This is a genomic window from Burkholderia mycopellens (assembly GCF_964265025.1).
In the GTDB taxonomy this organism is placed as follows: domain Bacteria; phylum Pseudomonadota; class Gammaproteobacteria; order Burkholderiales; family Burkholderiaceae; genus Burkholderia.
Genome location: NZ_OZ183803.1, coordinates 1,677,883 through 1,689,348, shown reverse-complemented (window position 1 = coordinate 1,689,348; position 11,466 = coordinate 1,677,883). Strand labels below are relative to the sequence as shown.

The 11,466-nt window shown below is 67.5% G+C and carries 9 protein-coding genes; 8 read left to right on the top strand and 1 reads right to left on the bottom strand.

Features of this window, described 5'->3' with window-relative positions; translation table 11 throughout:
- Positions 1-29: 29 nt before the first annotated feature.
- The 8 genes from ACPTTC_RS25865 to ACPTTC_RS25830 all read left to right on the top strand — a co-directional run bounded on the left by ACPTTC_RS25865 (position 30) and on the right by ACPTTC_RS25830 (position 9,955).
- Entirely contained in the window at positions 30-650 is a 621-nt protein-coding gene (locus ACPTTC_RS25865) for a TetR/AcrR family transcriptional regulator (protein WP_423394479.1), read from the top strand.
- Positions 651-884: 234 nt separating this feature from the next.
- Positions 885-1,943, top strand: a complete 1,059-nt coding sequence (locus ACPTTC_RS25860; RefSeq protein ID WP_423394478.1) for an NADP-dependent oxidoreductase — start codon at positions 885-887, stop codon at positions 1,941-1,943.
- Between the two features lie 93 nt (positions 1,944-2,036).
- On the top strand, positions 2,037-2,336 hold the full coding sequence (locus ACPTTC_RS25855) for a putative quinol monooxygenase (RefSeq protein WP_423394477.1): 300 nt from the start codon (positions 2,037-2,039) through the stop codon (positions 2,334-2,336).
- 140 nt (positions 2,337-2,476) lie between these two features.
- A complete protein-coding gene (locus ACPTTC_RS25850; RefSeq protein WP_423394476.1) occupies positions 2,477-2,932 on the top strand; it encodes a (2Fe-2S)-binding protein in 456 nt (151 codons plus the stop codon).
- A gap of 1 nt (position 2,933) precedes the next feature.
- Positions 2,934-5,156, top strand: a complete 2,223-nt coding sequence (locus ACPTTC_RS25845) for a molybdopterin cofactor-binding domain-containing protein (RefSeq protein WP_423394475.1) — start codon at positions 2,934-2,936, stop codon at positions 5,154-5,156.
- Positions 5,157-5,170: 14 nt separating this feature from the next.
- Positions 5,171-6,469, top strand: a complete 1,299-nt coding sequence (locus tag ACPTTC_RS25840) for a c-type cytochrome (RefSeq protein ID WP_423394474.1) — start codon at positions 5,171-5,173, stop codon at positions 6,467-6,469.
- Positions 6,470-6,633: 164 nt separating this feature from the next.
- A complete protein-coding gene (locus ACPTTC_RS25835; protein ID WP_423394473.1) occupies positions 6,634-8,079 on the top strand; it encodes an NAD-dependent succinate-semialdehyde dehydrogenase in 1,446 nt (481 codons plus the stop codon).
- 397 nt (positions 8,080-8,476) lie between these two features.
- Entirely contained in the window at positions 8,477-9,955 is a 1,479-nt protein-coding gene (locus ACPTTC_RS25830; RefSeq protein WP_423395717.1) for a sensor domain-containing diguanylate cyclase, read from the top strand.
- 54 nt (positions 9,956-10,009) lie between these two features.
- Here the strand turns inward: ACPTTC_RS25830 and tagH are convergent, their stop codons facing one another.
- The gene (gene tagH / locus ACPTTC_RS25825) at positions 10,010-11,458 is read right to left on the bottom strand and encodes a type VI secretion system-associated FHA domain protein TagH (RefSeq protein ID WP_423394472.1); all 1,449 of its coding nucleotides are present in this window, start codon (positions 11,456-11,458) and stop codon (positions 10,010-10,012) included.
- Positions 11,459-11,466: the final 8 nt, after the last annotated feature.

Here is an 11,466-nt window from a genome sequence, read left to right as displayed (position 1 = left end):
CGGTCTAATCGTTGCTAACATACGTCATCATGAATGCATCTTCAGGCGCGGAAGTCCGCCAGCACATCCTGGATATCGCCAAGCCGATCATGCTCCACAAGGGGTTTTCGGCGGTCGGTCTGAACGAGATTCTCGCTGCGGCGGGCATCCCGAAGGGCTCGTTCTACCATTACTTCGGCTCGAAAGAGGCATTCGGCGAGGCGCTGCTCGAATCGTATTTCGACGGCTATCTCGCGCATCTCGACAACCTGTTCAAGCATCAGCCCGGCACGGGCGCCGAGCGCCTGATGACGTACTGGCGCAACTGGCTGCACACGCAATGCGCGGACGATCCGGAAGGCAAGTGCCTCGCGGTGAAGCTCGGCGCGGAAGTGTCCGACCTGTCGGAGGCGATGCGCACGGTGCTGCGGCACGGCACGAGCCAGATCATCGAGCGGCTCGCGGGCGGCATCGAGGCCGGGCTGGCCGACGGTTCGCTGAGCGGGGTCGCCGATCCGTCGTACACAGCCGCGATCCTCTACGAGCTGTGGCTGGGCGCAACGCTGCTGGAAAAAATCCACCGCAACCGCCAGCCGCTCGAAAGGGCGATGGTCGAAACGCGGCGCATGCTGAACCTGCCGCCGGCCGCGCAAGACGGAGCGCAGTCGTAACCCGGGCGCGCACTGGCGCGCCTTGTTTTTGCCCTGATTCTAGACGACTGGTCTACTTAAGCTCGCATGACGAACGCATCGCTCCGCGTTACGCTGTCCCGATTGTTCCAACCGCACGCGTGCGACCGCGACGGCCTGACCGTCGGCGCTGCCACGCGTGCGTGCCTTCTGCTGCCTCATCCCTGATCCGATCGTGCCCACGAAGCACGTTTATTCCTGTTGACGGAGACTCACATGCCGCAAACCAAGACCGCAAACCGCCAGATCATCCTGAATTCGCGCCCGGTCGGCGCACCGACGCCGGACAACTTCCGCATCGAATCCGCTGACGTGCCGACGCCCGGCGCCGGCCAGGTGTTGCTGCGCACGGTCTGGCTGTCGCTCGACCCGTACATGCGCGGCCGGATGAGCGACGCACCGTCCTATGCGCCCCCGGCCGAACTCGGCCAGCCGATGGTCGGCGGCACCGTCAGCCAGGTCGTCTCGTCGAACCTGCCCGCGTTCCGCGCAGGCGACCTCGTGGTAGCGGGCGCCGGCTGGCAGGACTATGCGTTGTCCGACGGACGCGACCTGATTCCGCTCGGCCGCGACTTCGCGCATCCGTCATACGCGCTCGGCGTGCTCGGCATGCCGGGCTTCACCGCCTACACCGGGTTGCTGAAGATCGGCGAGCCGAAGGCCGGCGAAACCGTGGTGGTCGCGGCGGCGAGCGGTGCGGTCGGCGCGGTGGTCGGCCAGATTGCCAAGTTGAAGGGCTGCCGCGTGGTCGGCGTCGCGGGCGGCGCCGACAAGTGCACGTACGTGACCGACACGCTCGGCTTCGACGCGTGCGTCGACCATCGCGATCCGGCGTTTGCCGCGAAGCTGAAGGACGCTTGCCCGAACGGCATCGACGTCTATTTCGAGAACGTCGGCGGGGCCGTGTTCGACGCGGTGTGGCCGCTGCTCAACGAGCATGCGCGCGTGCCGGTGTGCGGAATCATTGCGCATTACAACGACGCGGCATACGACGACACCGCGGTGTCGACCGGCCGTGATCGCGTGCCGGCGCTGATGGGTACGATCCTGCGCAAGCGCATCCGCGTGCAGGGTTTCATCATCCTCGATCACTATGCGACCGGTTATGCGCCGTTCCTGAAGGACATGAGCGAATGGGTCGCGCAGGGCAAGGTGAAGACGCTGGAAGACGTCGTCCCCGACCTGGCCGACGCACCGGAAGCGCTGATCGGCCTGCTGGCCGGCAAGAACTTCGGCAAGGTCGTCGTGCGCGTGGGCCCGGACGAACTGGCCTGATGCCGCGGCACGGCAACACACCACAGTTGCACGCCGGCGTCGCGTTACGCCGGCTTGTGGCATGCTCGATTCCGTTTCGATAGGAGTGACAAGATGGCGCTTCACGTGATTGCTTCGCTGTTCCTGAAACCCGAACACGCGGAGGCCGCCGAGGCCGTCCTGCGCAGCATGGTCGCGAAGACGCGCACCGAGCCGGGCAACCGGCGCTACGACCTGTTCCGCGAGCAGGACGGCTCGCCGAACCTGCACCTGTACGAGATCTACGACGACCAGGCTGCGTTCGACGCGCACCTCGCGAGCCCGTATTTCGTTGAATTCCGCACGAAGTCGGCCGACTGGTTCACAGCGCCGCCGGTCATCAAGGTGCTGTCGGGCATCGACGTGGCCGAGTAACGACGTCGGATCACCGCCGCGGCTCGTCCCACCCGGGCCGCGCGGCACCCGTCGCGCACCGCGCGACGGCGATGACAACGACGACACAGCGCGGCGCGCCTTGCGCGCCGCTTCCCCAATACACCGGCCCCGGAGGCTGAATGATCACCCTCAACATCAACGGCGAAACCCGCTCGGTCGACGCCCCCGACGACATGCCCTTGCTCTGGGTGCTGCGCGACGTCGTCGGCCTCACCGGTACGAAGTTCGGCTGCGGGATCGCGCAATGCGGCGCGTGCACGGTACATCTCGACGGCGTCGCCGCGCGCTCGTGCGTGCTGCCGGTTGCGGCCGTCGCGGGCCGCAAGATCACGACGATCGAAGCCGTCGGCGCAACGCCGGCCGGCCACAAGGTCCAGCAGGCATGGCGCGAGCTCGACGTCGTCCAGTGCGGTTACTGCCAGTCGGGGCAGGTGATGGCCGCCACCGCGCTGATCGCGTCGAACCCGAACCCGACCGACGCCGACATCGACGCGGCGATGGCCGGCAATATCTGCCGCTGCGGCACGTACAACCGGATTCGCGCGGCCGTGAAGCAAGCCGCGAAGGAGGCCTGACATGTCGCGAGGACTGATCGAAGCCGGCCGGGCCGGTACGGGCGTATCGCGCCGTTCGTTCCTCAAGTTCGGCATGTCGCTGGGCGCGGCGGCCGGTGGCGGCCTGTTGCTCGGCTTCAGCCTGCCGGCCGCGGGCGACGATGCACGTCGTTCGGTGATCGGCGGCGACGGCGATGAAACCGCGCGCGCCGGCGTGTTCGCCCCGAACGCGTTCGTGCAGATCGACCGCGCCGGCAAGGTCACGCTGGTGATGCCGAAGGTCGAGATGGGGCAGGGCGTCTATACGGCGCTGCCGATGCTGATCGCCGAGGAACTCGAAGTGCCGCTGTCGAGCGTGACGCTCGACCATGCGCCGCCGAACGAGAAGCTGTTCCTCGATCCGCTGCTCGGCGGCCAGCTCACCGGCGGCTCGACGTCGGTGCGCTACGCGTGGGAACCGCTGCGCCGTGCGGGCGCGACCGCCCGTACGCTGCTGGTCTCGGCCGCCGCGAAGCAATGGAACGTCGATCCCGCATCCTGCCGCGCCGCGAACGGCGAAGTGCAGCACCCGCCGAGCGGCCGGCGCGCGTCGTACGGCCAGTTGGCTGACGCCGCGGCGAAGCTGCCGGTGCCGAAGGACGTCGTGCTGAAGAAGCCGGAGGATTTCAAGCTGATCGGCACGCCCGCGAAGCGTCTCGATTCGCCGGAGAAAGTCGACGGCACCGCGCAGTTCGGGCTCGACGTGCGCCTGCCCGGCATGCTGTACGCGGTGATCGTGAACAGCCCGGTGTTCGGCGGCACGGTCGCGAGCGTCGACGATACGGCCGCGAGGAAGATTCCCGGCGTGCGCCAGGTCGTACGCGCGGACAACGCGGTCGCCGTGGTCGGCGATCACACATGGGCCGCGAAGCGCGGCGCATCGGCGCTCGTCGTGAAGTGGAACGAAGGCGCGGGTGCGAAGGTGTCGATGAAGGACATCGTCGCCGATCTCGCGCAGGCGGCGGCGAACGGCAAGGGCGCGGTCGCGCGCAAGGAGGGCGACGTCGGCCGCGCGTTCGCTGGCGCGAAGACGCGCGTCGACGCCGTCTACGAACAGCCGTTCCTCGCGCACGCGACGATGGAACCGGTGAACTGCACGGTGCACGTGCGCGGCGACGGCTGCGAAATCTGGGTCGGCACGCAGGTGCCGACGCGCGCGGTCGACACCGTGCAGCAGCTCACGAGCTTTCCGCCGGAGAAGATCGTCGTGCACAACCACCTGCTCGGCGGCGGTTTCGGCCGGCGGCTCGAAACGGACATGATCGGTCAGGCGGTGAAGATCGCCAAACAAGTCAACGCGCCCGTGAAGGTCATCTGGACGCGCGAGGAGGACATCCAGCACGACATGTACCGGCCGTACTATTACGACCGGATCTCGGCCGGCCTCGACGCGAACGGCAAGCCGGTCGCGTGGCAGCACCGGATCGTCGGCTCGTCGATCATCGCGCGCTTCGCGCCGCCCGCGTTCAAGGACGGCATCGATCCCGATGCGGTCGAGGTCGCGGCCGAGTTGCCGTACGACCTGCCGAACCAGCTGGTCGACTACGTGCGCCAGGAGCCGCGCCACGTGCCGACCGCGTTCTGGCGCGGCGTCGGCCCGACGCGCGGCACGTTCGTGGTCGAGAGCTTCATCGACGAACTGGCCGCGCAGACCAAGACCGACCCGGTGCAATACCGCCGCGCGCTGCTCGGCAAGACGCCGCGCGCGCTCAACGTGCTCGACGTCGCGACGAAGGCGGCCGGCTGGGGTGGCCCGGCGCTGCCGACGGGGCAAGGGCGCGGCGTCTCGGTGATGCACGCGTTCGGCAGCTTCTTCTCGATCGTCGTCGATGTCGCGGTGGATAACGGCGAGGTGCAAGTCAAGCGTGTCGTGTGCGCGGTCGATTGCGGCATGGTCGTCAACCCGAACACGATCGAGGCGCAGGTGCAGGGCGGCATCATCTTCGGGATCACGGGCGCGCTGTACGGCGAGATCACGATCGAGGACGGCCGCGTCATGCAGAGCAACTTCACCGACTACCGGATGCTGCGGATCAACGAGACGCCACCGATCGACGTGCATCTGGTGAAAAGCGGTGAAGCGCCGGGCGGGATCGGCGAACCGGGCACGGCCGCGACGGCCGCGGCGCTGTCGAACGCGATCTTCGCGGCGACCGGCAAGCGGCTGCGTAAGCTGCCGGTCGGCGACCAGTTGAAGACGGCGTGAGGGGGGCGACGACCATGCAAAACCTCACCCTGAAGATGCTCGGCGCGTCGTTGTTCGCCGTGTCTGCGCTGCTGGCCGACACGGCCGCGCATGCCGCTCAGACGGCACCGGCCGACAGCGCGCTCGTCGCGCGCGGCGCGTATCTCGCGAAAGCGGGCGACTGCGTCGCGTGCCACACCGCGCCACGTGGCACGCCGTTCGCCGGCGGCCTGAAGATGGTCACGCCGATGGGCGCGATCTACACGACCAACATCACGCCCGATCCGGAAACGGGCATCGGCGGCTATACGGAAGCCGAGTTCGCGAGTGCGCTCCGCGCAGGCGTCGCGAAGGACGGCCATCACCTGTATCCGGCGATGCCGTACCCGTCGTACGCGAAGCTGAAGGATGACGACGTGAAGGCGCTGTACGCGTATTTCATGCACGGCGTCGAGCCGGTGAAGCAGGCGAACCGGCCGTCGGACATCCCGTGGCCGCTCAACATGCGCTGGCCGCTCGCGTTGTGGAACAAGGTGTTCCTCGACACGACGCCCTACGCCGACAAGCCGGCCAAGGACGCGATGTGGAACCGCGGCGCGTATCTGGTGCAGGGGCTCGGGCACTGCGGGTCGTGCCACACGCCGCGCGGCGTCGGCTTCCAGGAGAAGGCGCTCGACGAAGGCGGCGCGGCGTTCCTGTCGGGCGCGCCGATCGACAACTGGTTCGCGTCGAACCTGACCGGCGAGCCGAACACGGGGCTGGGCCGCTGGAACGAGGCCGAGGTCGCGCAATTCCTGAAGACCGGCGCGAATCAGCACGCGACCGCGTTCGGCTCGATGGTGAGCGTGATCAACCACAGCACGCAGGCGCTCTCCGACGACGATCTGGCGGCGATTTCGCGTTACCTGAAATCGCTGCCGGCGGCGGGCGGCACGGGCGCGCCGCCGTACAACTACGATCCGAAGGCGACGCAGGCAGCACTGGGCCGGCCGGCAGCCGATCCGGGTGCGAAGGTGTATAACGCTTACTGCCTGCATTGCCACGGCGCGGACGGGCGCGGCTACGCGCCGCTGCTCGCGCCGCTCGCCGGCAATCCGAACGTGCTCGAAGCCGATGCCGCGTCGCTGATCAACGTGACGCTGAACGGCAGCGACACGCTCGTGATCGACGGCGTGCCTTCCGCGTATCCGATGCCGGCGTTCTCGAACCAGTTGAACGATCGGCAGATCGCCGACGTGCTGACGTTCATGCGCGCCGGCTGGAACAACGGCGCGCCGGCCGTGCAGGCGGCGGACGTCGCGAAACTTCGCAAGGCGACGGCGGCCGCGCGCTGAGCGCGGCCCCATGCGGAACGATGGCGGGCCGGTGAGCCTGCCGTCACTGCCGCCGGGTGCGTGCCTGCCCCGGCGGCTTGGCTTTTTTCTGTCGTTTTCCTGTCAACCGGCGCGCGGCCGTTCGCGGCAGCGCGCGTTTATCGACGTAATGTAGGGGTGTCTGGATGGCTAACGTGACTTATACGGATACGCAACTGCTGATCGACGGCGAGTGGGTCGACGCCGCAAGCGGCAAGACGATCGACGTCGTGAACCCGGCGACCGGCAAGCCGATCGGCAAGGTGGCTCACGCGGGCATCGCCGATCTCGACCGTGCGCTCGCCGCCGCGCAACGCGGCTTCGAGGCATGGCGCAAGGTGCCCGCGCACGAGCGCGCGGCGACGATGCGCAAGGCGGCCGCGCTGGTGCGTGAACGCGCCGACGCGATCGCACAGTTGATGACGCAGGAGCAGGGCAAGCCGCTCACCGAAGCGCGCGTCGAAGTGCTGTCGGCAGCGGACATCATCGAATGGTTCGCGGACGAAGGCCGCCGCGTATACGGCCGGATCGTGCCGCCGCGCAACCTTGCCGCGCAGCAGACCGTCGTGAAGGAGCCGGTCGGCCCCGTCGCCGCCTTCACGCCGTGGAATTTTCCGGTCAACCAGGTCGTGCGCAAGCTGAGCGCCGCGCTGGCAACCGGCTGCTCGTTCCTCGTCAAAGCGCCGGAAGAAACCCCCGCCTCGCCGGCCGCGCTGCTGCGCGCATTCGTCGACGCGGGCGTGCCGGCCGGCGTGCTCGGCCTGGTGTATGGCGATCCGGCTGAAATCTCGTCGTACCTGATCCCGCACCCGGTGATCCGCAAGGTGACGTTCACGGGTTCGACGCCGGTCGGCAAGCAGCTTGCCGCGATGGCGGGCCTGCACATGAAGCGCGCGACAATGGAACTGGGTGGCCACGCGCCGGTGATCGTCGCCGAGGACGCCGACGTCGCGCTGGCGGTGAAGGCCGCCGGCGGCGCGAAATTCCGCAACGCGGGGCAGGTCTGCATTTCGCCGACGCGCTTTCTCGTGCACAACAGCATTCGCGACGAATTCACACGCGCGCTGGTCAAGCATGCCGAGGGGCTGAAGGTCGGCAACGGCCTCGAGGAGGGCACGACGCTCGGCGCGCTCGCGAACCCGCGGCGGCTCACCGCGATGGCGTCGGTCGTCGACAACGCGCGCAAGGTCGGCGCGAGCATCGAAACCGGCGGTGAACGGATCGGCTCGGAAGGCAATTTCTTCGCGCCGACCGTGATCGCGAACGTGCCGCTCGAAGCGGACGTGTTCAACAACGAGCCGTTCGGCCCGGTCGCGGCGATCCGCGGTTTCGACAAGCTCGAGGACGCGATCGCGGAAGCGAACCGCCTGCCGTTCGGTCTCGCCGGCTACGCGTTCACGCGTTCGTTCGCGAACGTGCACCTGCTCACGCAGCGCCTCGAAGTCGGCATGCTGTGGATCAACCAGCCGGCAACGCCGTGGCCGGAAATGCCGTTCGGCGGCGTGAAGGACTCGGGCTACGGGTCGGAAGGCGGGCCGGAAGCACTGGAGCCGTATCTCGTCACGAAATCGGTGACGGTGATGGCCGTCTGACGGTCGTCAATCGATCGCGTGCGCGGCGCTGTCGGCGTTGCGCATGCGATCGGCGCAGGTCGGGCGGTATGCCCGGCTTTCGTCAGTTCTCCTGCCAGCCGCATTCGAACGGCGACCACCCCGGTATTTCAATACGCGCGTCACTGCGGGTCGATTGTTTCGATTCAGTCACCAGCCACGACATACGCGACACCACGCCCCTCGGTGAATGGCACCAGCACCCGGTGCCTGCCCGATCGGAACCCGATCCGCTCGACACCGCTCAGGTCAAGTCGTCAGCCACCTGGCAAGTACGGACTGCACCTCGTACCCGAGTGCCACGCTTTTTGGTATAGGTTATCCAGAAGAAACCATAACAACCGGTGCGTCAGCGTCGGCCCAACCTGAGAGGAAACGGATGCATCCGCGGTCGGCAGCGCCGTACTACGTTGTGCTGGCGGGGACCTTGATAGCGTGCGCGCTGATGGGCCTTTGCGTATTGCAGTTGTTTCAAAGCCGTCACGACGCGCTCGAGCGCGCACGCGATACGTCGCGGAACCTGGCGCTCGTCGCCGAGCGCGACATCGAACGCAATATCGAACTGTACGGCCTGTCGCTGGACGCGGTGATTCAGGGCTTGCAGCAGCCGGACGTCATGGCGGCCTCGCCGGCATTGCGGCGCGGCGTCCTGTTCGATCACGCGATGACGGCGAAATTTCTCGGCTCGATGCTCGTGCTGGACGCGGCCGGCAACATCGTCCTGGATTCGGCGAACGACATACCTCGACAGGGCAATTTCGGCGACCGCAAGTACTTTACGGTTCACCGGGACAATCCGGACGTCGGGCTTTACATCAGCGATCCCTATGCGTCCCGCCTGCGCGGCGGCTCGCTCAGCGTGGCGCTGACGCGCCGCGTGTCGAATCCGGACGGCTCATTCGGCGGCATCGTGATGATCGCGGTCAATCTCGAGTATTTCCACACGCTCTTCGCCGGCCTCGCGCTCGGCTCGCACGGCGCGATTTCGCTGATCGGTACGGACGGCATCATGTTCATGCGCCAGCCGTACGACGTGCACACCGTCGGCCGCGACCTCAGCAAGGCGGCGACGTTTCGCCACTTCCTGACCGCGCCGGAAGGCTCGTTCCTCGACACCTCGACGATCGACAACGTGCGCCGCCTTTACTACTTCAAGACGCTGCCGCATCTGCCGCTGATCATCATGGTCGCCGAAGCGGAGCAGGACATCTACGCCGCATGGCGGCGCCGGGCGATCATGATCGGAGCGCTGGTGGCGACCTTCGGCGCGGCGTTCATCGTGCTGTCCTGCATGCTGGGCGTCCAGCTGCGGCGTAGGATGCGGGCCGAATCCGAGCTGGTCATGCTCGCACGCACCGACGGCCTCACCGGGCTCAACAATCGGCGCTCGTTCGGGGAAGTGCTGGACCTCGAATGGCGTCGCGCACGCCGTGCCCGCTCGGTGTTTTCGCTGCTGTTCGTCGACGTCGACCGCTTCAAGGCCTACAACGACACGTATGGTCACCAGGCCGGCGACGACGCGCTGGCGGCGGTGGCACGGTGCATCGGCGACAACATCCGGCGACCCGCGGACACCGCGGCCCGCTATGGCGGCGAGGAATTCGTCGTGATCCTGCCCGATACGCCGGCCACGGGCGCTACGGAGATCGCCGAGCGGATTCGTGCGGCCATCGACGGGCTTGCGATCGAACATGCGGAAAGCGAATTCGGGCGCGTCACCGCGAGCATCGGCGTGGCAAGCTGGGCCCCCGAGCAGGAAGGGGAGGTCGAGTCGGTGATCAAGGCGGCCGACGAGGCGTTGTATCACGCGAAGGAAACGGGGCGGAACAAGGTTGCCTCGCATGAAACGGGCATCTGACGCCATCGTCGGCACGCATCGCCGATTGCCGATGGCGGGCGTGCCGTTCGACGCTCAATGCCGGCCGCTGCCGCGATAGCTTTCCACTTCCGCGTCGTACGCCGCCAGAAACGCCTTGCCGAACACCGACGCGAAATCGTCCTCGATCGCGAACACCGTGTCGCGATGGGTCGCCGCGTAGCGATCCCACATCCTCGCCTTGTACAGCACGGGCACGCGCTTCTCGTACCAGCGCATCGCGTCGTCACGCTCGCGCAGGCGTTGCGGCGAAAAGCGCGTCAGCAGGTCCATCAACGCGGCGCGCATGCCGGCGACCATGCCGATCTGGTGCGCATGCAGATCCTGGAACGCGTCGCTGACCGCGCTCTGCGGCGACATGAAGCCCGGCAGCGGCAGCCCGAACATCTGCCGCAGCACGGCGCCGCCGTCCGGCAGCAGCTTCAGCGGGTTGTTCTCGCGATCGAGCAGCATCGTCATGTGCGCCTTCACCTCGCGCTTCAGGATGCTGCGCGACGACAGCAGCTCGACCGTGCCGTTCGCGAACAGCGCCAGCAACTGGCCCGCGATGAACAGTTGTTCGGCCGACCACTGATGCGACTCGGCGGCCGTATCCAGCCCGGCGCCTTCGAAGAACGCGCTCAGCAGTTCATCGGGCGTCGGCGCGCGCGCGGCATGCGACGCCGGTTCATCGGCCGGCCGCGTATCGGCGGCGCGCGCGGCAGCTGGCTGCACACGCACGTGGTGCGTCCACTCGGGCGCATGGTCGGCCTGTGTCGTGGACGGTGCTTCGCGATCCGCATTGCCACGATCGGCCTGCGGCGCGACGCCCGTTGTGCCGATATCGCCCGATGACTGCGCGAACAGGTCGAGCGGATCGATCGACAACTGGCTGAGGTCGCGCTGCGATGGTGCGGGCGGTTCGGTCTGCGCTGCGCGATTCGCCGGCTGGGCGGCGTCCGCCCGTGCGGGGCCGCCTGGTCGTGTGCCGGCGTCCGCCGCCTTGCCGCGCGGCGCGAGACGATCCTGGAGAAGCCCCCACAGCCGGTTGCCGGCGCCTTTCGTATCGACCCGCGAAGACGTTGCTTGCATGGGGGCCGCTGAAGCGCGTGCCGGCGCCTGCGTATCGACGTGCATGCCGGTATCGGTCGCCATGTCGATGACCGGTGCATCGTCTCGATCGCCGCCATCGTCACGTTCGGCACGCAGCACGTACGGCCCGATGCGGATGATGTCGCCGGTGTTGAGCGGGCGCTCCTGCGCATAGCCGACCGGCTCGCGGTTCACCTCGATCGTCGATACGCTGCTCAGGTTCTTCAGCAGGCACGCGTCGTCGCCGACCTGCAGCAGCGCCTGCAGCCGCGATATCTGGCGTGTGTCGTCGCGCAACACGAGATGGTTGTCGCTGGCCCGGCCGATGGTGCCGCCGGGCGGATGAAACACGACGGCGTCGTAGCAGTCGTTTTCGACCGGCTCGCCGGCATGTTCGATCACGATCAGTTGCATGTCATACG

Excerpts from the sequence above, each read along its gene's own strand:
- ACPTTC_RS25835 (WP_423394473.1), top strand. The coding sequence starts at position 6,634 with ATGGCTAACGTGACTTATACGGATACGCAACTGCTGATCGACGGCGAG.
- ACPTTC_RS25830 (WP_423395717.1), top strand. The coding sequence starts at position 8,477 with ATGCATCCGCGGTCGGCAGCGCCGTACTACGTTGTGCTGGCGGGGACC.
- tagH (WP_423394472.1), bottom strand. The coding sequence starts at position 11,458 with ATGCAACTGATCGTGATCGAACATGCCGGCGAGCCGGTCGAAAACGAC.
- ACPTTC_RS25840 (WP_423394474.1), top strand. The coding sequence starts at position 5,171 with ATGCAAAACCTCACCCTGAAGATGCTCGGCGCGTCGTTGTTCGCCGTG.
- ACPTTC_RS25860 (WP_423394478.1), top strand. The coding sequence starts at position 885 with ATGCCGCAAACCAAGACCGCAAACCGCCAGATCATCCTGAATTCGCGC.
- ACPTTC_RS25845 (WP_423394475.1), top strand. The coding sequence starts at position 2,934 with ATGTCGCGAGGACTGATCGAAGCCGGCCGGGCCGGTACGGGCGTATCG.
- ACPTTC_RS25855 (WP_423394477.1), top strand. The coding sequence starts at position 2,037 with ATGGCGCTTCACGTGATTGCTTCGCTGTTCCTGAAACCCGAACACGCG.
- ACPTTC_RS25865 (WP_423394479.1), top strand. The coding sequence starts at position 30 with ATGAATGCATCTTCAGGCGCGGAAGTCCGCCAGCACATCCTGGATATC.
- ACPTTC_RS25850 (WP_423394476.1), top strand. The coding sequence starts at position 2,477 with ATGATCACCCTCAACATCAACGGCGAAACCCGCTCGGTCGACGCCCCC.